Origin of the sequence: Mesorhizobium sp. C264A, from assembly GCF_040324515.1 — a bacterium.
Classification (GTDB): Bacteria; Pseudomonadota; Alphaproteobacteria; order Rhizobiales; family Rhizobiaceae; genus Mesorhizobium.
Genome location: NZ_JAMYVY010000002.1, coordinates 1,666,047 through 1,687,986, shown reverse-complemented (window position 1 = coordinate 1,687,986; position 21,940 = coordinate 1,666,047). Strand labels below are relative to the sequence as shown.

Sequence of the window (21,940 nt, the reverse complement as noted above, 5' to 3'; positions counted from 1 at the left end):
GGGGAAACGCAACCGTTGTGCAAGAAATAGACAACGAAGGACGAGTGTGCATTAATTGCCGCAAATTACAGATTGCTGAAAGGCCCGAAGGTTGCGCTCCGTCACACCCCCCTCTGTCCTGCCGGACATCTCCCCCGCAAGGGGGAGATCAGATGTGGCCGCCGCCTTCGCAAATCTTCAACGCAGCAAAAGAGACGCAGGTGGCGGAGCTGCCAATCTCCCTCCTTGCGGGGGAGATGGCCGGCAGGCCAGAGGGGGGTGGGCGGGAACGCCGCGTTCGCCGCTAGCCCGGACCACCCCCATGAACTGGGATGACGTCCGCATCTTCCTCGCCGTGGCCCGCGCCGGGCAGATCCTTGGCGCCGCCAAGCGGCTGGAACTCAATCACGCCACCGTCTCGCGCCGCATCGCAGCGCTTGAGGATGCGTTACGGACAAAACTGTTTCGCCGGCTTACCACCGGCAGCGAGCTGACGCCGGCCGGCCAGCGCTTTCTCGACATTGCCGAGCGCATGGAAGCCGACATGATCGCCGCGCGCTCCGCCGTGTCGGGCGAAGGCGACGATATCTCAGGCACCGTGCGCATCGGCGCGCCCGACGGGTTTGGCGTCGCATTCCTCGCCACGCGTCTTGGCGCGCTGACCGCGCTGCACCGCGAACTCACCATCCAACTGGTGCCGGTGCCGCGCTCCTTCTCGCTGTCGCGGCGCGAGGCCGACATCGCCATCACCGTCGAGCGGCCGAGCGAAGGCAGGCTGGTGGCGGGAAAGCTGGTCGACTACACACTCGGCCTGTTTGCCTCGCGCGCCTATGCGCAGGCGCACGGCTTACCCGAAACCGCTGCCGAACTCGGCCAGCATACGCTGATCGGCTATGTCCCAGACCTGATCGTCAGCCCGTCGCTCGACTATGCGGCAGAGTTCAGCCCGGACTGGCGCACCAGCTTCGCCATCTCCTCAGCGCTGGGCCAGGCCGAAGCGGTGCGGTCGGGCGCTGGCATCGGCATCTTGCACACCTTTGTCGCCCGCTCGATGCCGGAGCTGATCCCCGTCGACATCGTGACGCCGATCCGCCGCGCCTACTGGCTGGTCTATCATGAATCGGTCCGGCCGCTGCGCCGCGTGCAGATCGTCGCCAACTTCATCACCAAGGCGGTCGAGAGAGAGCGCGGGCTGTTTGTCTGATGGCCGCGCCGCCTTGCCTTCGCCACAAAATCGGCCAGTGTGGCAACAAGCGCGATGTCGCCTATCATTAGGGATTGGCTGCGCCGGGTGGGACACTTTTTTGCAAAGCTGGTGCGGATCAAAATGCGAGCGGTGCTCGCCATCTTGCCGCTTGTCGCGCTTTCCGCCTGCGCCAATCCATGGACCGCAGTTCCGGAAGCCGAACTGCCCAAGCCGGTCCGCATCGCAATGGCCCGCCCGTCGCCTTTCGTCTTCGGCAATTACTGCGGTCCCGGCACCCGCACCGGCGACCTCTCGGCTCGCCCTGTCAATCGCCTCGACAGCGCCTGCCAAATCCATGACGCCTGCTACATCGCGCGCCATAATCATTGCGACTGCGACGCCGCGCTCGTCGCCTCGGCAAAGGCGATCCGTGATGACAAGACAGCGCCGAAAAAGGTGCGCGGCGAGGCCGAGCTTTTGATCGCCACTTTCGCACTTCCCGTCTGCAAGGTCTTTCCGCAAGGCTTTATGCCGCCGCGCGACCCGGCTGAGCTGAAGACGATGAACGGGGCCACGGGATGAACCGCGCCATCTGCCTGGCTCTGGCCGGGCTGGGGCTGGCGGCCCTTGTCGGTTGCGCCGCCCCGATCCGGCACAGCTGCGATTTCTTCCCCGATGCGAAGGATTGCGGCCGGCCGTCGGTATCGGCCGGCACGCCCGGACCGCAGACTGCAGCAGCAGCGTTTTTCGGCGATGCCGGTGCCAGCGACTATGAAAGGCAGTTCCTGGCGCTGCTCGCCCACAACCAGATCGGCGCCATCGACAGGGCGAACGGCACCGGTCCGTTCGGCCATGACCGCCACGCCATCGCCAACCGCGATTTCCAGGCCACCTACCGGACGCTGGAACAGCTGGCGAAGCCGGTTAGCGCCGAACAGATGCCGGCAGGTAGGGGCACCGGCGAAGGCCATTTCAACGGCCGTTGGCGCGTGTCGCGGCAGACGCTCTATGTCAACGCCGCCGCGCGGCCCTCCGCGCCAAAGACGTTCAGCTTTTCCGGCCTGCAGGCGCGCTCGATCGAGATCGTGATGCGCCAGGCGGGAAAGCAGCCGGTTGAGATATCTGGCGCCTGCGACGGGGCGCTGGCGATTCGCGCCGGCGGTGGCTCGCGCAGCGTGGCGAGCGGTGCCGCCTTCCGCCTCCGCCTGTCGGCCGGGCAAACCGCCAGCCTGTTCCCCAGCGATGGTTTGAACCGTTGCAGCCTCAAGCTCAGCTCCAGTCTGGCGCCGGCAGGCGCCCCGCTCACCATCCTGCGCGAAGAGGTTGCCTATCCGGCGATAGCCGCGCTCGACAGCCGCTACGAGCGTTGTCCAGTGCCCGATCCATCCCGCCTGGATAAGCTTGCCAGCGTCTTTTACGCCGGCCGCTGGCTGTCGCAGAGCTGTTCGCTGCCGCTCGGGTCACCGCGCCTGTTACGCAAGTCGCGCGACGGCTTTAACGCCAAGGTCGAAGCGCTGCTCGGCGCGCCTTTACCCGACAGCGCCTTCGACAAGGCCGACCCCGAACTGCCGCTCGATTTCTCGCGCGCGCCGAAACTCAAGCTGGTCTATCTGTCGTCGCTGGAGTTCAAGGCCGATTTTTCCGGCCGCGTCATCGAGCGGCTGATCCGCCATCACGCAGGCCTCGGCACCAAAGTGCGCATCATGGTCACAGACGTGCTGGAGCGCGACAAGGACGACGCGCTGCTGCACCGGCTGGCGGCCGATTATCCCAATGTCGAGTTGCAGGAATATCGCTGGCGGGCCGACCACGGCGCGCCGGTCGACGAGCAACTGTCACAGCTGCACAAGACCCATCACGTCAAGATGCTGGCGACACTTGCCGAGGATCCCGCCCGCTCGCGCGTCATCATCGGCGGCCGCAACATTCATGACGGCTTCCTGTTCCACAAGCCGATCGACCTGTCGCGCTATCCGAACCTCGAGCAATACGGCAAGACCGACGGCCTCTCGCTCAACTACTATTCGAACTGGAGCGATTTCGACATCGAGTTTGCTGACCCGGCCACGGTCGAGACGCTGGCCGCGCATCTCTCGACATTGTGGCTGCGCGACGCCGACACCAACATCGCAAGACCCTTCTCCATTCCGGTGCGCTCCGACAGCCGGCGCCCGCCGGGCACGGTGCGCCATTTCATTTCCGTGCCCTACGAGGACAACCATGCGCTCGAGACCTATTTCGTCGAGCTGATCGACACTGCCCGGCACCATATCGAGATCGTCAATCCCTACCTTAATCTGACGCCGAAGCTCAGCCTGGCCATCGAGCGGGCGCTGGCGCGCGGCGTCAGGATCGACATTGTCGGCCGCATCGACCTCAAGGGCGATATTGGCGGCAAGCTGCTGACCGCGCTCAACAAGCTGTTCGTCGAGAAATATGGCGACCGCATCAACATCCGCGAATTCAAGGCGCCCGATGTCGTGCTGCACTCCAAGATAATGATGATCGACGAAAGGCTGGTGACGATCTCGTCGGTCAATCTCAACAACCGCAGTTTCTTCCACGATCTGGAGAACGGCATGACGGTGCTCGACCCTGCCTTCTACGCCAGGATGCAGCCGGTCTATGACGACTATGTCGCCCATTCGAACCCGGTATCGACCAAGGTGACGATACCGTGGGCCTACCGATGGCTGTTCTCGAAGGGTTGGGTGAAGGAGGCGTTTTGAGGGGCTGGCGAGGCTGAAGGAATGCCGTTCTGTAGCGATCCTTTACACCCCTCTGTCCGGTAGGACAGAGGGGTGCTGGCCGCCAGCTTTAAAAAGCACCCCTACCTCAAATACCGCTCCGGCCCCAGCTCCCGCACATCGATATCAGGCACCTTGCTGGAGATGATGTCGGACAGCACCTTGGCCGAGCCGCAGGCCATGGTCCAGCCAAGCGTGCCGTGCCCGGTGTTGAGATAGAGGTTGGAGAACTCGGTGCGGCCGACCAGCGGCGGCCCGTCCGGCGTCATCGGCCGCAGCCCGCACCAGAAGGACGCCGCCTTGAGGTCGCCGCCATCCGGGAACAGATCGCCGACCGAATGTTCGAGGGTGCGCCGGCGCGATTCATGCAGCCTGAGATCGAAGCCGGAAATCTCCGCCGTGCCGCCGACGCGGATGCGGTCGCCGAGCCTGGTGATCGCCACCTTGTAGGTTTCGTCCATTACCGTCGACACCGGGGCGGCGGCCGCGTCCTTGATCGGAACGGTGATCGAATAGCCCTTGACCGGATAGACCGGGATCGGGCGCCTGAGCAGGCGCATGAAGCGCGCCGAATAGCTGCCCAGCGCCAGCACATAAGCGTCGGCCGCGCGCGAGCGCTGGTCGGTGCCGACGCTGACGATGCGATTGCGGTTCTTGGAGAAGCGCCGGATCTGCGTACCGTACTCGAACGTGACGCCGCGCGCCACGCAGAGCTCGGCCAGCCGATCGGTGAACATCTTGCAGTCGCCAGTTTCGTCGCCGGGCAATCTCAGCCCGCCGACAAACTTTTCCCGCACGCCGGCCAGCGCAGGTTCGGCGCCAATGCAGCCTTCGGGATCGAGCAACTCGTAGGGAACGCCATATTTCTTCAGCACCTCTACATCGCCGCCGGTGCCGTCGAGCTGCTTTTGCGTGCGAAACAGCTGCAGCGTGCCCTTGGTCCGCTCATCATAAGCGATGCCGGTCGCCTCGCGCAGCGCCTTCAGCGTGTCGCGGCTGTATTCGGCGAGCGGCACCATGCGCGCCTTGTTGATGGCATAGCGATCCGCGGTGCAATTGCGCAGCATCTTGATGAGCCATGTCCACATATACGGATCGAAGGCCGGCCGCACCACCAGCGGGCCGTGCTTCATCAACAGCCACTTGATTGCCTTCAGCGGAATGCCGGGGCCGGCCCAGGGCGAAGCATAGCCCGGCGAGATCTCGCCGGCATTGGCGAAGCTGGTTTCCAGCGCCGGCCCTTTCTGGCGGTCGAACACCGTCACCTCGTGGCCGGCCTCAGCGAGATAATAGGCAGTGGTGACCCCGATAACGCCGCCGCCCAACACGAAGATCTTCATCGCATCACTCTCCACGACGACTTCCGTCAGAGGGCCGCCGCCTCCTGTCTGCCGGATTCTGCGGCGTCCGCCAAGGGGCGGCGTGTCGCGGCTCTATTCGTTGATATAGCGGCGGTGGAAGCGGGGGCCGAGACTGGTCAGGATTTCATAACCGATCGTGCCGGCATGACCGGCGGCGTCATCGACGCTCTGCGAGGGGCCCAGGAGTTCGACAAGGTCGCCCTCGCGCAGCCGGCCGGCCGGCAGGGCCGAGATGTCGAGTATGATCGAATCCATCGACACCCGCCCGACAAAGGGCAGTCGCACGCCGTCGAGCCAGGCAGCCGAAGCCGCGCGCCGGTGCCAGCCATCGGCATAGCCGAGCGAGATCGTGGCCGCGCGCAAGGGACCGCTGGCCAGAAACGCATGTCCGTAGCCGACGCCCGCGCCCTTATCGATGCCGCGTGTCTGGATGATCTTTGCCTCGAGCCGCACCACCGGCAGCATCGGGTTCGCCTCATCAGGCGTCGGATTGATGCCGTAGAGCGCAGCGCCCGGACGCGCGAGGTCGTACTGATAGCGCGGCCCAAGAAAGATGCCGGAGGAATTGTCGAGCGACGCCGGCGCCTTGGGCAGCATTTTGCGCAGCCGTTCGAACTCTTTGAGCTGCGCGTCATTGGCCGGATTGCCCGGCTCGTCGGCGCGGGCCAGATGGCTCATGACGAGGACGACATCGACGCCGGCGAAAGCATCGGCCGTAAGCGCCTCGACCTCTGCCGGCGCCATGCCCAGCCGCGACATGCCGCTGTCGACCTGGATGGCGGCCTTGAGCTTGCGGCCGGCCTTTTGGCCTGCCTCGCTCCACGCCTTCAGTTGCCCGGTGCTGTTGATGACGGGAACAAGGTCGGCGGCCACCGCTTCAGGTTCCGAGCCCGGCGGCAGGCCGTTCAGCACATGGATTTCCAGCTTCGGTCCGAGTGCGTCGCGCAGCGCGACACCCTCGGTGAGATGCGCGACAAAGAAGCTGTCGCAGCCTTCGGCAACCAGTGCCGCCGCCACTTGCCGCGCGCCGAGCCCGTAACCGTCGGCCTTGACGACGCCGGCGTAGCGCACGCCGCCGAGCTTTGCCTTCAGCCGCCGGTAATTCTCCCTGACCGCGCCGAGATCGATGGTGAGAATGGCGCCGGCCGCCGCTTCGCTGATGGTATCTTTGGCTTTATGCATCGCAGATCCGACGAAGTCGGCGCTGCCCCTCATTGTCCTGCCGGATATTTCTCCCCGGCCCTGTACGGGGAGTTGAAGAGCGGTCCGCGTAAGGCGGACGAAAAGCCAACTGCTTGGCTTTTCGAGTGACGAAAGCCGGCAGGCAGGTGAGGGGCAGCCCATACGCTGCGCTAAGAGGCCATTGCCCGGCGTCGTTCATATGGATCTCGTGGCTGCGGGTGTCCCGATCAATAAAGCACGAATCAGGTGCCGTGCGAACCGTCACATCCAGCTAGGCAAGATGACGGAACGTCGCCACCACATCCTCATAGACGTTACGTTTGAACGGCACTATCAGATCGGGCAGGTCCTGCATTGGCCGCCATGCCCATTCATCGAATTCGGCGGTGTGGCCGCCGGGCGGCGGATTGATCTGGATCTCGCTGGCCTCGCCGTGAAAGCGGTAGGCGAACCATTTCTGCGTCTGGCCGCGATAACGCCCCTTGAGGGCTATGCCGACCAGATCGGGCGGCAGGTCGTAATTGATCCAGTGCGGCGCCTCGGCCAGCAGCGTGACCGAGCGCATGCCGGTCTCTTCATAGAGCTCGCGCCCGGCCGCCTGCAGCGGCTCCTCGCCCTCGTCGATGCCACCTTGCGGCATCTGCCAGAGCTGCGTGGTGCCGGCGAATTCGCTGTCCGGCTCGGCGATGCGGTGCCCGACCCAGACCAGCCCGTCGCCATTGAGGATCATCAGCCCGACACAGGGGCGGTATGGCAGCGTCTCGGGGTCGACAGGTTTCTTCGTCATGATCAGCCTTTTTCCGGGTCGATGGCCACCGCCGAGATCGGCACGATCTCGATGCCGCGCTTTTTTGCTTGGACCACCCAGGACGCCACGGTATCGACGGTGAGGTCGAAGGCCGAGCCGATGCCGACGGCGGAGCCTTTGGCACGCGCGGTCGCTTCCAGCGCGTCGAGCTTTTTCAGGATGGCGCCGCGGTCCTGCACGGCGTCGATTGCCGTATCGCCGGCGACGAACGGCACACCGTCCTTCAAGGCGAGATCGGACGCCAGGCTCCGCGCGGACGAGCCGTCATCGACATAGGCAAGGCCGCGCTTGCCAAGCTCGGCCATGAACGGCCCCATCGCCGTTGCGTCGGCCGAAAAGCGCGCCCCCATATAGTTCATGACGCCGGTATAGTTGGTGGTCCGCGACAGCGCCCAGCGCAGATTCTTCAGATTGTCGTCCTGGCTTGCCGCCACCGTCAGCGTGTTGCGGCCGGGATTGACGTTGGGATAGTCGAACGGTTCGAGCGGCACCTGCATGACCACCTCATGCCCGCTCTGCCGTGCCGCCTGCATCCAGCGGCCGATGCTGTTGCCTTGCGGCGCAAAAGCCAGCGTCACTTCGGCCGGCAGCTTGGCGATCGCGGCCTGCGTGCCGGTCTGCGACACGGCAAGCCCGCCGATGACGATTGCCACTCGAGCGCCACGCGAACCCGACCACGGCCGCGCATAGACATCGAACGGCCGCCGGCCGTCAGCGGCGCGAACCGGCAACGGGCCGGTGTCGCTGGCCTCGATCAGCGCCCTGTCGGGGATATGCGCGATCTTCAGGTTCTGGCCGATCGTCGACGGGTCGTGGATGACGATGGCTGCATTGGGCGGGCCATCACCCTCCTGGGACTGCACATGGATGATCTGCGGACCGCTGGCCTTGGGCGTTTCCGCCTTCGGCGCTGCCGCCGTCGCTTGAGCAGTGGGCGCTGCGGCCGCGGGCTCGGCCGCCGCCGTCACCTTCGGCGTCGAGACCGCGATTGCTTCCGGTTTGCGGAACGGCTTCTCGCGCAGCGCGATCGCGCCGGAGATGCCGACCGCGGCCAGCACGACCAGCGTCGCCGCGACGGCGCCAGCGCTGATCCCGCGCGACGCGGCACGCGGTCGGACGGTCTGTCCGAGCGGGCGTTCGATGTCCTTGCCGACGTCAGCCAAGCCGCATCCCCGGGCGCGTGATCAGCGAAATCTTTTCGCCATGCGCAGATCCAAAACTGACGGCGCGTCCCCTGCGCCTTTTGAGGCGCAGCGCCCAGCTGCCCCCGAATCAAACTGCCGGAACCTCACGGTCCCGGCAGCATTGCATCGCTTCGATTGGGCAGCCAGAGCTACCAGTCGATTTTACTGGTTAAGCACTGCCTTCTCCGGATTCGGCGGGAATGCCGGGTCGGTCTTCTGGCCGCGCAGCAGCTGTTCGGCATAGATCAGCTGCAGATCGTCCTTCGGATCCGGCGGCACATAGGCAGCCGAGCCCGAACCGGTATCGCTCTCGTCGGCGCCCTTGATGTGGCCCTTGAGGTCAGATTCACCGCGCGTCAGGTCCCTGCCCTGCAGTTCGGGCGGCAGCGGCTGGTCGACCTTGATGTCGGGCGTGATGCCCTTGCCCTGGATCGACTTGCCGGACGGCGTGTAATAGAGCGCCGTCGTCAGGCGCAGCGCGCCGTTCTCGCCAAGCGGGATGATGGTCTGCACCGAGCCCTTGCCGAATGACTGCGTGCCGACCACTGTGGCGCGGCGCAGGTCCTGCAGCGCGCCGGCGACGATCTCGGAGGCGCTGGCCGAACCGCCATTGACGAGCACGATCAGCGGCTTGGCGCCGATGTCGTCGCCTGCCTTGGCGTCGAAGCGTGTGACGTCCTTCGGGTCGCGGCCGCGGGTCGAGACGATCTCGCCACGGTCGAGGAAGGCGTCGGACACGCTCACCGCCTGGTCGAGCAGGCCGCCCGGGTTGAGCCTGAGATCGAGCACATAGCCCTTGAGCTTGTCGTTCGGCACCTGCTTCTTGATGGTGTCGATGGCGTTCTCGAGGTCGTCATAGGTCTTTTCGGTGAAGGAGGTGATCTTCATGTAGCCGATGTCGTTCTCGACCCGGAACTTGACCGCCTTGACCTTGATGATATCGCGCACCACCGTCAGCTCGATCGGCTTGTCGGCGCCCTGGCGCAGGATCGTCAGCTTGATCGGCGTATTGACCAGGCCGCGCATCTTTTCGACCGCATCGTTGAGCGTCAGGCCGCGAACCTCTTGGCCGTCGATCTTGGCGATATAGTCGCCGGCCAGCACGCCTGCCTTGGCAGCCGGGGTGTCGTCGATCGGCGTGATCACCTTGACCAGGTCGTTCTCCATGGTGACCTCGATGCCGAGGCCGCCGAACTCACCCTTGGTCTGCACGCGCATGTCCTGCGCCTGCTCGGCATTCATGTAGGAGGAGTGCGGGTCGAGCGAGGTGAGCATGCCGTTGATGGCGTTTTCGACCAGCGACTTGTCGTCCGGCGGCGTCACATACTGCGCCCGCACGCGCTCGAAGATGTCGCCGAAGATCGCCAGTTGCTTGTAGGTCTCGGAGCCTGCAGCGTTCGCCGTCGAGCCGGGCGCGCCATAGACCAGGCTCATCGCTGACGCGCCCATCAGCGCACCGGCAATAAGAAGCGACAGTTTCCGCATCATTTCACGTCCTTCCAGAGAAGCGGTCCGCCCACCATGGGGTCGGATCGACGGGTTTTCCATCCTTGCGGAACTCGACATAGAGTTCCGGCGTGGCATTTCCATTCTTCGAGGCCGAGGTGCTTGCCACCCGGGCCTCTCCCATCGCGCCGACCGGCTCTCCTGCGAGCACCGACTGGCCAGACGCGACGCTGATTCTGCTCATCCCCGCCAGGACGACATGATAGCCGTCTCCCGCATTGAGGATCAAGAGTTGACCATAGGAGCGAAAAGGCCCCGCATAAAGCACATTTCCGTCCGCCGGTGCCGTGACGATGGCTCCCGATTGTGTCGCAACCATGTCGCCAAGCATCACCGCGCCGTTACCGTCATCGGCCCCGAAACGCAGCTTGATCTTGCCGGTGACCGGCAGCGAGACTTGTCCCTGAAGTGCCGAAAACGGCGCGGCGGCGGTGAGGCGGTTGCCTTCCGGCACGGGCAGCGAAGCCAGCTCCGTCGACGCGGTTGTGCCTGCATCGGCGTTATCGGCGTCCGGCTTATCGCTGTCGGCCGCTTTCTGTTCGCCTGCCTTGACGGCATCCGCCGCCTTGCGGCTCTTGTCGGCTTCAAGCGAAGCGATCAGCTCTTTCAGGCTGCCGGCCTTGGCCGCAAGCGCATGGGACCGCTGCTTTTCAGCGGCCATCGCCGTCCAGGTGTCCGCCTCGAGCTTCTGCTTGGCTTCGAGCAGCATGGAGAGGCGTTTCTTTTCCGCCGTCTGCTCGCCGACCGCCGCCGTCAGCCGCGTCCGCTCGGCCTCGATCGAGGCCGTCACCCGGGTCTGTTCCCTGAGGTCGGCCAGCAATTTGTCGGTCTGCTGGCGCAGTTCCGGCACCACTGCGCCGAGCAGGATGGCGCTGCGCACCGACGACAGCGCGTCTTCCGGCTTGACCAGGATCGCCGGCGGCGGATTGAGCCCCATGCGCTGCAGCGCGCCCAGCACCTCGGCCAGCACGTCGCGCCGCGCCGCCAGCGAGACACGGATCTTCTGTTCCTCGCCCTTCAGTCCTTCGAGCCTGGCGCCGATATCCTCGATGTCCTGGCCGAGCTTCTGCTCGGTCATCGCCGACTGGATAAGCGCCGCGGTGATCGAGGCATGGTCCTTCTTGACCGAAGCAATGTCGGCGGCGAGCTTGGCCAGCCGTTCGGACGACAGCGTGATCTCGGCCGACACCTTCTCATATTCGGCACGGCTCAGATCGGGGTCGGGCGCCACGTCCAGCGTATTTTCGGCCCGCGCAAGCCCGAGCGAAAGCAAAACCACCGCTGCAGCGATGCCGCAGCGCGCGTGCCGGAAGCCCGTTCGTAATTTCCCGTTGTCAGCCATTGAAGCCCGACTCTATGCGTGGCTTCGTTAACGAACCATCAACCATGATCGAACCGAAGCCTAGCACAAAACAGCCGCGCATTGGGGCGGAAATCCGGACGATTGACCCACCACCCAGTGATTTACGAACGGTGGTAGGGATGTCCCGAAAGAATCGTTGCCGCCCGATAGAGCTGCTCGCCCAGCATGACGCGCACCAGTTGGTGCGGCCAGGTCGCCGCGCCGAACGAGACTATCAGCTCAGCCTGGTCGCGAACCGACTGGTCGTGCCCGTCGGCGCCGCCAATGGCGATGACCAGCGCCTTGCGGCCGCCGTCGCGCAACTGGCCGATACGGTTGGCGAAATCGTCTGAGGACAGGTTCTTGCCGCGTTCGTCGAGCAGGAACAGCGCCGTGCCCGGCTGCAACTGTGCCTGCAGCTTCTGGCCTTCCTCGCGGCGGCGCTCATTGGCGTTCTGGGCTCGTCCCTCGGCGATCTCGGCGACACCAGAGAATTCGAACCCGATCGCCGGGCCGCTCTTGGCGAAACGCTCGAAATAGCGGTCGGCGAGTTCTCTATCGGGGCCGGCCTTCATCCGGCCCACGGCATGAACTGCTATCTTCATCCCTGCCTCGGCGAGCTTTCAATCCATGTCGCACCCAGGATGGTTACGACATGAGACGGAGCTCAGTGCAAGGTCTCTTCCTCGAGGTCCGGCGCCTGCCACATCTTTTCAAGATTGTAGAATTCGCGGACTTCTGGGCGGAAGACATGGACGATGATGTCGCCTGAATCGATCAGGACCCAGTCGGCGCCGGACAGCCCCTCGACGCGCGCCGTGCCGAGACCGGCATCCTTGAGCGCCTTGAGCAGGTGGTCGGCGACAGCCGAGACATGACGGTGCGACCGGCCCGACGCGATGACCATATAGTCGCCGAGGCTCGATTTCCGCTGAATGTCGATTGAGACAATATTTTCGGCCTTGGAGTCTTCCAGACTGGCAAGGACTGTCTTGATGGCACGGGACACGGCGTCATCTACGCTGATCCTGGCCGGCGAAGGCATGATGTCAGCCTTCTTCCGCAATGCTGTTCTCAGTGTATTTCCTTTCGCAGCAAGAACAACCAAATCACCCACGAAATCAGGTGACACCCTATAGATAGGCAGAGTTCCCTTGCAGTTTCAAGACGGGAGGCCCTGCCACCGCGAACGCAGTGCACGACTTCCGGTTCCGGAGCCTTGAGAAAAATCGGAACCCATGGCCGCGGCAGGGGTTATCGACACACCCCCCAAACGGATTTTCCTGATGCCAATCGACCCCCAGAACACGCTGCTCACCGTGCAGGCTGGCCTTGCGCAACTCAGCACGCTGATCGTTTCCTATTCCTTCTCCGCCATCGGCGCCATCATCCTGCTGGTCGTCGGCTATCTCGTCGCCGGGCTCGCAGAACGATCGATCTCAGCCGGCCTCGGCCATATCCATGGTTTCGACGCGACGCTGCGCCATTTCTTCTCGAAGATCGTGCGCTACGCCATCCTGATCCTGGTGGTCATCATGGTGCTCGGCCAGTTCGGCGTTCAGACGGCCTCGATCATCGCCGCCATCGGCGCCATCGGGCTGGCAATCGGCCTGGCGCTGCAAGGCACGCTGCAGAACATCGCCGCAGGCATCATGCTTCTGGCGCTCAGGCCATTCCGCATCGGCGAATATGTCGAGGTCGGCGCCATTTCCGGCACCGTCGAGGAAATCGGCCTGTTCGCCACCAAGCTCCGCACGACAGACGGCGTCTATGTGCTGGCGCCCAATTCGACGCTGTGGAACCAGCCGGTGCGCAATTTTACCCGCAACGGTGTGCGCCGCGGAGACATCACGCTGAGCATCGGCTCCTGGAACGACATCGACCTGGCGCAGAAAACCATGCTGGGCGTTGCCGGCGGCGAGCGCCGCGTCAAGCGAGAGCCGGCGCCGATCGCCTTCGTCGCCACGGTGGGCGATGCCAGCGTCGCCATCACCTTGCGCTACTGGACCACGGCGGCGGATTTCTTCGCCACCCAGATCGATCTCACCAAACGCGTCAAGCAGGCGTTCGACGCCGAAGCCATTTCGGTTCCCGCACCTCCGCCGGAGGCTCGACAGGAAACTGCCGCCACCAGGCAGTAGGAGCTGTGAAACCGTTCAGCGCTTATCTTCCGGGGCGTAGGCGAGCTCCACCGGCAGCGGCGCCTGCGCCGACATCGGCGCGAAACTGCTGGTCTCCGTAGCGGGGACGGCGCGCGTGGTGGCCACTCGCCACAGCACGAACAGGCAGAAGACAGTGGCGATGACGATGGCCACATAAATGAAGGCCTGCGTGCCATAGACAGCCGACAGGGCCGTCACGATACCCGGCACGATGAACCCCGACAGCGACCAGGCAAACAGCAACGAACTCGACAGCGCCACCATGTCGTCCTTGCCGGCGCGGTCGGCGGCATGCGCGCTGGCCAGCGAATAGATCGATTCCGAGGCGCCGTCCCAGACGATGTAGATCACCACGAGCACCATCAGCGCGCCGCCGTCGAAGCCGATGGCCAGAATACCGGCGACGATGGCCAGTGCCGCAGCGCCGGCCAGCACGTAACGGCGATCGGTACGGTCGGAAATCCAGCCGAGCGGTATCTGCAGGATCAGCGTGCCGACGGGCATCGCCGACAAAAGCAGCGCCACATCGGCCTGGCTATAGCCTTTGGCCGTGGCATGGATCGGTGCGAACCCGGCGATCGCCATCGACAGACCGCCGACGGCCAGCATGCCGGCCAGGCCGACCGGCGAGATCCGCCAGGCGCGGCCAAGCGCCACGGAGGCTGCGCGAGGTGGCGGCGGTTGAGCCAACCGCGTCATGCCGACCGGCAGGATCGACACTGCGGTGAAGGCAATGCCGATCAGCGGCGCCTGCGCCGTCGCGATGTCGACCGCCGCCAGCAGGGCATAGCCGACGCCAAGTCCGGCGACATAGGCGACGTAAAACACCGCCATCACCCGGCCGCGAATGGCGTTTGCGACGGCATCGTTGAGCCAGCTCTGGGCGACGATGAACAGGCCGCATATTGCAAAACCGTAAAGCGCGCGCGCCGCGATCCACAGCAGCGGGTAGGTGCCGGCGCCAATGGCGGCATTCGACAGCGCTATCAGCGCCGACAGCACCATGAAGGCGCGGGCGTGCCCGACGCGGCGCACCAGCGGCCCGGTCAGGATACAGCCGGCAAGTCCGCCGGCAGACAGGCCGGTGATGATCAGCCCGGCCCAGGTCGGATCGAAGCGCTCGACGCCAAGCCGGACCGGGATATAGGCGAACATCAACCCGTTGCCGACCGCGATCAGCGCCATCGACACGATTACGCTGGCAATGGCGATCACGGGCGCCGGCGGGGCGCCATGATTGGGGCCGATGTCGGTCTGGTTCACTGAAGTGGCCATATCCAGCGCAGCATCGCCCAGCCAATCGCGAAAGGCCGCCGTAAAAGCGACATCGGCGATCTGGTCTTACGGAGTTACCCCTTGGCTTGCTTGCGAATAGCACTCGATGACAGCGACGAACGCGGGCCGTGAATAAAAGTCCAGGCCGGCGCCTTCATGCGGGCGAGCCGGGGCGCGTCACCCTCGTCGACGCGGGCATAGTCGAAGGTTTTGGCCACGACCGAGGACAGGAAGGACAGCGTCGCGCCCGGGCGGTCGATGACGGCGATCGGGAAGGTCATGACGATCTGGCGCCAGCGCTGCCAGCGGTGGAAATCGCGAAGCGAGTCGGCGCCCATGATCCAGACGAAATCGACGCCGGGATTGCGTGCCTTGACCAACGCCAGCGTGTCGGCGGTGAAGCGAATATGATGCGCCGCCTCGAAGGCGGTGACCTTGATCTTCGGGTTCTTGGCGATCTGCTCCGACTGCAGCAGCCGGTCGCTCAGCGGCGCCAATTCCCTCGTGCTCTTCAGCGGATTGCCTGGAGTGACCATCCACCAGAGCTGGTCGAGCGCGAGGCGCCGCAAGGCAATTTCCGCCACCAGCGCATGGCCGGCATGCGGCGGGTTGAACGATCCGCCGAACAGGCCGACGGCGAGGCCTTTCTCGGCATGCGGCATGCGGAGGTAGTGCGAGGGGATGGCGGGCTGAAGGGACGACAGCATGGTGCTAGGCACCCCCCTCTGCCCTACCGGGCATCTCCCCCGCAAGGGGGGAGATCAGCAGCTCCGGCAAAGGCACTTTTCTTGCAACGTTAGTGATTGGCGAAAGCGGAAGAAAAAGCTGATCTCCCCCCTTGCGGGGGAGATGTCCGGCAGGACAGAGGGGGGTGTCTGGGCTCAATGCCTCAAGCCCTGACGCGAATGATTCAAGGCCTCACCTGTCCCGACCCGCGCACGCGGTATTTGAACGAGGTCAGCTGTTCGACGCCGACCGGACCGCGCGCATGCATCTTGCCGGTGGCGATGCCGATCTCGGCTCCCATGCCGAATTCGCCGCCATCTGCGAACTGCGTCGAGGCATTGTGCAAAAGGATCGCCGAGTCGATCTCGTTGAAGAACCGCTCGACCGCTTTGGTATCCTCGGCGATGATCGCCTCTGTGTGGTGTGAGGAGAACGTCTCGATATGGTCGATGGCGCCGGCAATTCCGTCTACCAGCTTTACCGCGATGACGGCGTCGAGATATTCGGTCACCCAGTCGGCATCGGTCGCCGGCTTGGCGTCGAAGAACAGCTTCATCACTTCCTGATCGGCATGGATCTCGCAGCCGGCGGCGCGTAGCGCGTCAAGGATCGGCACCAGATGCGTGGAGGCCGCCGCGCGGTCGACCAGCAAAGTCTCTGCAGCGCCACAGACACCGGTGCGCCGCATCTTGGCGTTGACGGCGATCCTGACCGCCATGTCAAGATCGGCCGAGCGGTCGATGTAGAGATGGCAGATGCCTTCAAGATGGGCAAAGACCGGCACCCGCGCCTCGCTCTGGACGCGCCCGACCAGGCTCTTGCCGCCCCGCGGAATGATGACGTCGAGATTGCCGGAAAGCCCTTTCAGCATCTCACCGACGGCGGCGCGGTCAGTGGTCGGCACGAACTGGATGGCGTCTTCGGGCAAACCAGCGGCCTTCAGGCCCTCGACCACGCAGGCATGGATGGCGGCGGATGAATTGAGCGAGTCCGAGCCGCCGCGCAGGATCACCGGATTGCCGGCCTTGAGGCAGAGTGCGCCGGCATCCGCCGTCACATTCGGCCGGCTTTCATAAATGACGCCGACAACGCCGAGCGGCGTGCGCACGCGCTCGATCTGCAGGCCGTTGGGGCGATCCCAGGCCGCGATCACATCGCCGACCGGGTCCCTGAGCTCGGCGATTTCACGGATGCCATCCGCCATGGCACGGGTGCGCGCCGGATCGAGCTTCAGCCGGTCCATGAACGAGCCGGACAATCCCGATTCGTGGCCATTCGAGACATCGATGGCGTTGGCGTCGAGAATGTCCTGCTCACGCGAAATGATCGCGTCGGCCATGGCGACGAGTGCGGCATTCTTGGCGTTGGTCGTGGCGATAGCCAGCGGTCGGGCGGCGGCGCGCGCATTGCGGCCTATCCGTGCCATCAAACTGGCTACATCTTCGCCTTGGTGTTTGTTCAACATCTGACCGCTCCGGTGAAGCCTGGTGGATTTACACGCGGCCGGCCTTCGCGGCAATGGCCGCAAATTCGGGAGAGCAGAATGAAGAGCGCCGCAGTCTTGTTTGCTTTGGCCACGATGCTGGCGCCCACCGGCCTTCGCGCAGCCGATTACTGCGATGACAAGATCGAACTCGGCGAGAGCCCCGATGGCCTGGCCATGACCATGGTAGGTTCGATGATGTCCCTCGTACTCGCTGAGCGCTATTGCGGCGCGCTACCGACGCCGTTTTCCCAAATCTACGTCGTAGTTGAGGAGGGACATGGATGTGGGCCGCGTGTGAGGCTTGAAGCAGAATTCAAGAAAAAGATGGAGGAGGAAAAAGCGACAGACGCAATGATGGCCGACTCAGTCATGCACGACCTCATCGCAGACGGGACGGACCTCCCCCAAGCCGAAATGGATAAACGTGCCAAGGCTATCATTGAAGGACAGTTGGGAGGTTGCAGCAAGCTTCTGAAAATTCAACGGGACGTTCAGGAGAGGTACCGCAACCCGCCCAAATGGCCGCGTGAACCTGACAAGTAGCGCGCCGTCAATCGCAGGGCCGCGCCTCACTCGGCCGCGCCGCTCACTACCAGATCGTCGCGGTGAATCATCGCCGAGCGCGCCTCGTAGCCGAGCACGGTTTCGATCTCGGCGGTCTTCAGGCCTGCGATCCTTACGGCATCGGCGGCATCATAGGCAACCAGCCCGCGCGCGATCTCGCGCCCTTCGGGCGACAGGATCGCCACCGTGTCGCCGCGCGAGAAATTGCCGCTGACCAGCCTGACGCCCGCCGGCAGCAGCGATTTGCCGGACAGCAGCGCACCGATGGCGCCGGCGTCGACGGTGAGCCGCCCGGCCGGTTCGAGCTGGCCGGCGATCCAGGTCTTGTAGCCTTTCACCGGATTGGCGCTCGGCCTGAAGAAGGTGGCGCGCTCGCCACGCTCGATCGCCATCAGTGGCGACAGCCTGGTGCCCGAGGTGATGATCATGGCGGTGCCGGCGGCGGTGGCGATCTTGCCGGCATCGAGCTTGGTGCGCATGCCGCCGCGCGACAGTTCGGATGCGGCCGCCCCGGCCATAGCCTCGATATCGGGCGTGATGCGGTCGACCACCGGAATGAATTTTGCATCGGGATCGCGCGCCGGCGGCGCCGTATAGAGCCCGTCAATGTCGGAGAGCAGCACAAGCAGGTCGGCGCCCATCATCGTCGCCACCCGGGCCGCCAGCCGGTCATTGTCGCCATAGCGGATTTCGGAGGTCGCTACCGTGTCGTTCTCATTGATGACCGGCACCGCCTTCATCTTGAGCAGCGTCGAGATCGTCGCGCGGGCATTCAGATAGCGTCGGCGCTCCTCGGTGTCGCCGAGCGTCAGCAGGATCTGGCCCGATTTCAGCGCACCCTTGCCCAGCGCATCCGACCATGCGCCGGCGAGCGCAATTTGCCCGACGGCGGCCGCCGCCTGGCTCTCCTCGAGCTTCAGCGCCCGTTTTCCGAGACCGAGAATGGTGCGGCCGAGCGCAATGGCGCCGGACGACACGACCAGGATCTCGGCGCCGCCATTGGCCAGCACCGCAATATCCTCGGCAAGCGAAGCCAGCCAGTCGCGCTTCAGGCCGCTGGTGCGGTCGACCAGCAAGGCCGAACCGATCTTGACCGTGATGCGCCGGTATTTTGTCAGCGACCGCGCCGTCATCGTTATCGGTCCCAGCGGGTCTCGACGGGAGCGGCAGCCCTGTCGCGCGCTTCGCCGACAACTGCCATCAGCGCGCGCAGCACCGCTTCGACGCCCTCGCCGGTGGCCGCCGACAGCAGCATCGGCGCGCGGCCGGCAGCGCGTTTGAGGGACGCAACCTTCTTCTTGCGCTCATCGGCGTCAAGGATATCCACCTGGCTGAGCGCGACGATCTCGACCTTCTCGATCAGCCCATTGCCATAGGCGTCGAGCTCGGCGCGCACGGTCTTGTAGGCCTTGCCCGGGTTTTCCTCCTGCGCCGAGACCAGGTGCAGAAGTACACGCGTGCGCTCGACATGGCCGAGGAAGCGGTCGCCGATGCCGACACCCTCATGCGCGCCCTCGATGAGGCCCGGAATGTCGGCGATGACGAATTCGCGCGCATCGATGCGGGCAACGCCGAGGCCGGGATGCAGCGTGGTGAAGGGGTAGTCTGCGATCTTCGGCTTGGCCGCGGTGACGGTTGCCAAAAAAGTCGACTTGCCTGCATTGGGCAGCCCGACCAGGCCGGCGTCGGCAATCAGCTTCAGCCGCAGCCAGACATTCATCTCTTCGCCGGGCTGGCCGGGATTGGCGCGGCGAGGCGCCTGGTTGGTCGAGGTCTTGAAATGCTGGTTGCCGAAACCGCCATTGCCGCCCTTGGCCAGCAGGAAGCGCTGGCCGACCACGGTCAGGTCGCAGATCAGCGTCTCATTGTCCTCGGCAAACACCTGGGTTCCGGCCGGCACCTTGAGCGTCACATCGGCGCCCTTGGCGCCGGTCATGTTGCGGCCCATGCCGTGGACACCAGTCTTGGCCTTGAAATGCTGCTGATAGCGATAGTCGATCAGCGTGTTGAGACCGTTGACCGCTTCCAGCCAGACATCGCCGCCGCGGCCGCCGTCGCCGCCATCCGGGCCGCCGAACTCGATGAATTTTTCGCGCCGGAACGACACAGAGCCGGCGCCACCGTCGCCGGAGCGGATATAAACCTTGGCTTGATCGAGAAATTTCATTGGACTACGCAGTTTCTGTTGGCCTTGCGGCTTTGCTCTAGATCTTGCGCCTTGCTCTAAACCAAGGCGCGGCCAAGGGCGAGGCCGTTTTGCGACTAAAGCGCCGGATGCCCTTTTGTCGGGGACGCGGTAGCAGTGTTCGCGGACGGAGCTTGAGGGGCGCGGGAATGAAGGTTGTAAGCTACAACATCCAGTACGGTATCGGTCTGGATGGCCGCTACGATCTCGGCCGCATCACCGAGGCGGTTCGCGGCGCCGACGTGATCGCGCTGCAGGAAGTGACCCGCAACAATCCGAGGAACGGCAACCGCGATATGGTGGCCGAGATCGGCGAGGCGCTGCCCGAATATTTTGCCGCTTACGGCAGCAATTTCGAGGTCAATGTCGGCTCGCGCCTGGAGGCCGGCCGCGCCATCACCACCACTTTCCAGCTCGGCAACATGGTGCTGTCGAAGACACCGATCCATCTGTCGCGCAATCTGCTTTTGCCGCGCAGCCGCAGCCTTGAGGCGATGAACTTCCAGCGCGGCGCACTCGAGGCGCTGGTCGAGACCCCGCTCGGCTTCATCCGCTTCTATTCCACGCATCTCGACCATCGCAGTCCGGTTGAACGCGCCAGCCAGATCCGTTTCCTGCGCCAGCGCCTGTTGAACTATGCCTTCGAGGGCGGCGGCCTCTCCGGCATTCCCGAGATCGGCCTGCCGGACCTGCCCTATCCCGAAGCCTTCATAGTCATGGGCGACTTCAACATGCTGCCCGGCTCGCCCGAATATGTCGAACTCGTCGGCCGCCCGGACCATGAATTCGGCATGCCGCTGACCGCCGATCTCGCCGTCGACGTCGCCCAGCGCCTGAACACACCAGACGTCGTCACCTGGGTCGATCCCACGCGACCCGAAGACACAAGCCGCCACAAACGCATCGACTACATCTTCACCTCGGCCTCGCTCGCCGGATCGCTGAAGCGCCTGTGGGTCGACCGTGAAGCGGTCGGCTCGGACCATCTCCCGATTTGGGTCGAGATGGGCTGAGTTGAGTCCGATCCACAACCAACGTTGCCAAACCTGTCGTTTGGAGGCACGCGCTAGGTGTGTTGAGATTCAGGTCAGGCCGAGCCGAAAACACTGGTTTTCGAGAACCGGAGCGGAGCGTACTTAAGTACGTGCACCGGAAGCGCATAAACCCGCGTTTGCAGGCCGGCCTCACCTAATATCAAAACACCTAGAAATGCACCCAGTTTCGAAGACTGATCCAGGTCTTTCTGTCCAGCCGGTACCGCTCGACCGGCACCTGGCCGGCGACGATCGAGTTCAGCATGCCCTGGCCGGCATACTGGAAGCCGCATTTGTGGATGACGCGGCGCGAGGCCGGATTGATCACCCGCGTCGAAGCCTGCAGCACCTGGATCGAGGTCCGTTGGAAGGCGAGGTCGACCAACGCGTGCGCGGCCTCCGTCGCATAGCCGCGCTTCCAGTAGGGCTCGCCGATCCAGTAGCCGAGCTCCAGCCCGCGGTCGGTCATGTTGAGGCCGGCGCAGCCGACGAAAATGTCGGTACTGGCCAGCGTCAGCGCATAGGCGATGCCGGCCCGGCGCGATCTCGTCATAGCCAGGAAGGCGCGTGCCTCGGCCTCGCCATAGGGGTGCGGCATGCGGGCCAGCATCTCGGCGACGTGACGGTTGTCGGCAAGCTCGACCAGTTGCGCGATGTCGGCTTCGCACGGGGCGCGCATCACCAGCCGCTCCGTGGCCAGCACCGGGCAATCTATCGCGTAACTTTCGTCTTCGGTGTCTTCCGCTTCGGCAACCATTCGACGTCCTCCAGGCAAGAAAAAAGGGGAGATGGAAAACCCATCTCCCCTGATCCTTTTCCTGGCTCCATTCAATGGTTTGGCCAGACACCGGTTCCCGAGATGGGCGCCGGTTTTATAGTGCGGAACCGGCTACTCCGCGGCTTTGGTAATCGGGTTGACCGATACGTAGGTTCGGCCGTTGGCTTTTTTGTTGAAGGTGACTGCGCCGGTCTCGAGCGCAAAAAGGGTGTGGTCCGTGCCCATGCCGACATTGACGCCGGGATGCCAGGTGGTGCCGCGTTGACGGATGATGATGTTGCCCGGGATGACGGCTTCGCCGCCGAACTTCTTCACGCCCAGACGCTTGGAATGCGAGTCGCGACCGTTGCGCGACGAGCCGCCAGCTTTCTTGTGTGCCATCTAACTAACTCCGATGCGCCCTGGGGCGCTTGAATGGTCTTATGAACGCGTTCG

Annotated in this window: 21 protein-coding genes; 6 read left to right on the top strand and 15 right to left on the bottom strand. The window is 64.4% G+C overall.

Going from position 1 to position 21,940, the window contains the following annotated elements; genetic code table 11:
• The first annotated feature begins 301 nt into the window (after window positions 1-301).
• The 3 genes from NKL04_RS27235 to NKL04_RS27225 all read left to right on the top strand — a co-directional run bounded on the left by NKL04_RS27235 (window position 302) and on the right by NKL04_RS27225 (window position 3,894).
• Window positions 302-1,183: a LysR family transcriptional regulator gene (locus tag NKL04_RS27235; protein ID WP_023693153.1), complete on the top strand. Its 882-nt coding sequence runs from the start codon at window positions 302-304 to the stop codon at window positions 1,181-1,183.
• Window positions 1,184-1,306: 123 nt separating this feature from the next.
• The gene (locus NKL04_RS27230; RefSeq protein WP_023700248.1) at window positions 1,307-1,747 is read left to right on the top strand and encodes a phospholipase A2 family protein; all 441 of its coding nucleotides are present in this window, start codon (window positions 1,307-1,309) and stop codon (window positions 1,745-1,747) included.
• Entirely contained in the window at window positions 1,744-3,894 is a 2,151-nt protein-coding gene (locus tag NKL04_RS27225) for a phospholipase D-like domain-containing protein (RefSeq protein ID WP_023700247.1), read from the top strand. The genes NKL04_RS27230 and NKL04_RS27225 overlap by 4 nt, the downstream gene beginning before the upstream one ends.
• A gap of 101 nt (window positions 3,895-3,995) precedes the next feature.
• On the opposite strand, the gene NKL04_RS27220 is transcribed toward NKL04_RS27225, so the two are convergent.
• The 8 genes from NKL04_RS27220 to rsfS form a co-directional block, all read right to left on the bottom strand.
• On the bottom strand, window positions 3,996-5,252 hold the full coding sequence (locus tag NKL04_RS27220; protein WP_023688912.1) for a D-amino acid dehydrogenase: 1,257 nt from the start codon (window positions 5,250-5,252) through the stop codon (window positions 3,996-3,998).
• Between the two features lie 93 nt (window positions 5,253-5,345).
• Window positions 5,346-6,455, bottom strand: coding sequence for an alanine racemase (gene alr / locus NKL04_RS27215; RefSeq protein ID WP_031209187.1), 1,110 nt, complete (start codon window positions 6,453-6,455; stop codon window positions 5,346-5,348).
• A 271-nt stretch (window positions 6,456-6,726) separates the two neighbouring features.
• Window positions 6,727-7,242 carry an RNA pyrophosphohydrolase gene (locus tag NKL04_RS27210; protein WP_023700245.1) on the bottom strand — a complete coding sequence of 172 codons (516 nt, stop codon included), beginning with the start codon at window positions 7,240-7,242 and terminating at the stop codon, window positions 6,727-6,729.
• A 2-nt stretch (window positions 7,243-7,244) separates the two neighbouring features.
• Window positions 7,245-8,426, bottom strand: a complete 1,182-nt coding sequence (locus tag NKL04_RS27205) for a divergent polysaccharide deacetylase family protein (protein ID WP_023700244.1) — start codon at window positions 8,424-8,426, stop codon at window positions 7,245-7,247.
• A gap of 183 nt (window positions 8,427-8,609) precedes the next feature.
• Window positions 8,610-9,935: a S41 family peptidase gene (locus NKL04_RS27200; protein WP_023668701.1), complete on the bottom strand. Its 1,326-nt coding sequence runs from the start codon at window positions 9,933-9,935 to the stop codon at window positions 8,610-8,612.
• Window position 9,936: 1 nt separating this feature from the next.
• Window positions 9,937-11,295 (bottom strand): murein hydrolase activator EnvC family protein, encoded by a 1,359-nt coding sequence (locus NKL04_RS27195; protein ID WP_352724658.1) that lies wholly within the window; start codon window positions 11,293-11,295, stop codon window positions 9,937-9,939.
• 122 nt (window positions 11,296-11,417) lie between these two features.
• Window positions 11,418-11,900 carry a 23S rRNA (pseudouridine(1915)-N(3))-methyltransferase RlmH gene (rlmH, locus tag NKL04_RS27190; protein ID WP_023700243.1) on the bottom strand — a complete coding sequence of 161 codons (483 nt, stop codon included), beginning with the start codon at window positions 11,898-11,900 and terminating at the stop codon, window positions 11,418-11,420.
• A 62-nt stretch (window positions 11,901-11,962) separates the two neighbouring features.
• Complete coding sequence (gene rsfS / locus NKL04_RS27185; protein WP_023668698.1) at window positions 11,963-12,340, bottom strand: ribosome silencing factor; 378 nt, start codon at window positions 12,338-12,340, stop codon at window positions 11,963-11,965.
• A 241-nt stretch (window positions 12,341-12,581) separates the two neighbouring features.
• On the opposite strand from rsfS, the gene NKL04_RS27180 reads away from it, so the two are divergent.
• Window positions 12,582-13,436: a mechanosensitive ion channel family protein gene (locus NKL04_RS27180; RefSeq protein WP_023736854.1), complete on the top strand. Its 855-nt coding sequence runs from the start codon at window positions 12,582-12,584 to the stop codon at window positions 13,434-13,436.
• Between the two features lie 15 nt (window positions 13,437-13,451).
• On the opposite strand, the gene NKL04_RS27175 is transcribed toward NKL04_RS27180, so the two are convergent.
• The 3 genes from NKL04_RS27175 to NKL04_RS27165 form a co-directional block, all read right to left on the bottom strand.
• The gene (locus tag NKL04_RS27175) at window positions 13,452-14,732 is read right to left on the bottom strand and encodes an MFS transporter (protein WP_023700241.1); all 1,281 of its coding nucleotides are present in this window, start codon (window positions 14,730-14,732) and stop codon (window positions 13,452-13,454) included.
• 74 nt (window positions 14,733-14,806) lie between these two features.
• The gene (locus tag NKL04_RS27170) at window positions 14,807-15,439 is read right to left on the bottom strand and encodes a nicotinate-nucleotide adenylyltransferase (RefSeq protein ID WP_023700240.1); all 633 of its coding nucleotides are present in this window, start codon (window positions 15,437-15,439) and stop codon (window positions 14,807-14,809) included.
• Between the two features lie 203 nt (window positions 15,440-15,642).
• Window positions 15,643-16,923, bottom strand: coding sequence for a glutamate-5-semialdehyde dehydrogenase (locus NKL04_RS27165; protein ID WP_023700239.1), 1,281 nt, complete (start codon window positions 16,921-16,923; stop codon window positions 15,643-15,645).
• A 78-nt stretch (window positions 16,924-17,001) separates the two neighbouring features.
• On the opposite strand from NKL04_RS27165, the gene NKL04_RS27160 reads away from it, so the two are divergent.
• Window positions 17,002-17,487, top strand: a complete 486-nt coding sequence (locus tag NKL04_RS27160; protein ID WP_023668693.1) for a hypothetical protein — start codon at window positions 17,002-17,004, stop codon at window positions 17,485-17,487.
• A 26-nt stretch (window positions 17,488-17,513) separates the two neighbouring features.
• On the opposite strand, the gene proB is transcribed toward NKL04_RS27160, so the two are convergent.
• Window positions 17,514-18,641: a glutamate 5-kinase gene (gene proB, locus NKL04_RS27155; protein ID WP_023668692.1), complete on the bottom strand. Its 1,128-nt coding sequence runs from the start codon at window positions 18,639-18,641 to the stop codon at window positions 17,514-17,516.
• Window positions 18,642-18,643: 2 nt separating this feature from the next.
• Window positions 18,644-19,675, bottom strand: a complete 1,032-nt coding sequence (gene obgE / locus NKL04_RS27150) for a GTPase ObgE (protein WP_023668691.1) — start codon at window positions 19,673-19,675, stop codon at window positions 18,644-18,646.
• Between the two features lie 167 nt (window positions 19,676-19,842).
• Here obgE and NKL04_RS27145 point away from each other — a divergent pair, with 167 nt between their 5' ends.
• Window positions 19,843-20,706 (top strand): endonuclease/exonuclease/phosphatase family protein, encoded by an 864-nt coding sequence (locus tag NKL04_RS27145; RefSeq protein WP_023700238.1) that lies wholly within the window; start codon window positions 19,843-19,845, stop codon window positions 20,704-20,706.
• 190 nt (window positions 20,707-20,896) lie between these two features.
• Here the strand turns inward: NKL04_RS27145 and NKL04_RS27140 are convergent, their stop codons facing one another.
• On the bottom strand, window positions 20,897-21,484 hold the full coding sequence (locus tag NKL04_RS27140; protein ID WP_023700237.1) for a GNAT family N-acetyltransferase: 588 nt from the start codon (window positions 21,482-21,484) through the stop codon (window positions 20,897-20,899).
• Between the two features lie 132 nt (window positions 21,485-21,616).
• Window positions 21,617-21,886, bottom strand: a complete 270-nt coding sequence (gene rpmA, locus NKL04_RS27135) for a 50S ribosomal protein L27 (protein WP_015315190.1) — start codon at window positions 21,884-21,886, stop codon at window positions 21,617-21,619.
• Window positions 21,887-21,940 lie beyond the last annotated feature (54 nt).

Coding starts and splice junctions, on each gene's coding strand:
- NKL04_RS27235 (WP_023693153.1), top strand. CDS start 302: ATGAACTGGGATGACGTCCGCATCTTCCTCGCCGTGGCCCGCGCCGGG.
- NKL04_RS27230 (WP_023700248.1), top strand. CDS start 1,307: ATGCGAGCGGTGCTCGCCATCTTGCCGCTTGTCGCGCTTTCCGCCTGC.
- NKL04_RS27225 (WP_023700247.1), top strand. CDS start 1,744: ATGAACCGCGCCATCTGCCTGGCTCTGGCCGGGCTGGGGCTGGCGGCC.
- NKL04_RS27220 (WP_023688912.1), bottom strand. CDS start 5,252: ATGAAGATCTTCGTGTTGGGCGGCGGCGTTATCGGGGTCACCACTGCC.
- alr (WP_031209187.1), bottom strand. CDS start 6,455: ATGCATAAAGCCAAAGATACCATCAGCGAAGCGGCGGCCGGCGCCATT.
- NKL04_RS27210 (WP_023700245.1), bottom strand. CDS start 7,242: ATGACGAAGAAACCTGTCGACCCCGAGACGCTGCCATACCGCCCCTGT.
- NKL04_RS27200 (WP_023668701.1), bottom strand. CDS start 9,935: ATGATGCGGAAACTGTCGCTTCTTATTGCCGGTGCGCTGATGGGCGCG.
- NKL04_RS27195 (WP_352724658.1), bottom strand. CDS start 11,295: ATGGCTGACAACGGGAAATTACGAACGGGCTTCCGGCACGCGCGCTGC.
- rlmH (WP_023700243.1), bottom strand. CDS start 11,900: ATGAAGATAGCAGTTCATGCCGTGGGCCGGATGAAGGCCGGCCCCGAT.
- rsfS (WP_023668698.1), bottom strand. CDS start 12,340: ATGCCTTCGCCGGCCAGGATCAGCGTAGATGACGCCGTGTCCCGTGCC.
- NKL04_RS27180 (WP_023736854.1), top strand. CDS start 12,582: ATGCCAATCGACCCCCAGAACACGCTGCTCACCGTGCAGGCTGGCCTT.
- NKL04_RS27175 (WP_023700241.1), bottom strand. CDS start 14,732: ATGGCCACTTCAGTGAACCAGACCGACATCGGCCCCAATCATGGCGCC.
- NKL04_RS27170 (WP_023700240.1), bottom strand. CDS start 15,439: ATGCTGTCGTCCCTTCAGCCCGCCATCCCCTCGCACTACCTCCGCATG.
- NKL04_RS27165 (WP_023700239.1), bottom strand. CDS start 16,923: ATGTTGAACAAACACCAAGGCGAAGATGTAGCCAGTTTGATGGCACGG.
- NKL04_RS27160 (WP_023668693.1), top strand. CDS start 17,002: ATGAAGAGCGCCGCAGTCTTGTTTGCTTTGGCCACGATGCTGGCGCCC.
- proB (WP_023668692.1), bottom strand. CDS start 18,641: ATGACGGCGCGGTCGCTGACAAAATACCGGCGCATCACGGTCAAGATC.
- obgE (WP_023668691.1), bottom strand. CDS start 19,675: ATGAAATTTCTCGATCAAGCCAAGGTTTATATCCGCTCCGGCGACGGT.
- NKL04_RS27145 (WP_023700238.1), top strand. CDS start 19,843: ATGAAGGTTGTAAGCTACAACATCCAGTACGGTATCGGTCTGGATGGC.
- NKL04_RS27140 (WP_023700237.1), bottom strand. CDS start 21,484: ATGGTTGCCGAAGCGGAAGACACCGAAGACGAAAGTTACGCGATAGAT.
- rpmA (WP_015315190.1), bottom strand. CDS start 21,886: ATGGCACACAAGAAAGCTGGCGGCTCGTCGCGCAACGGTCGCGACTCG.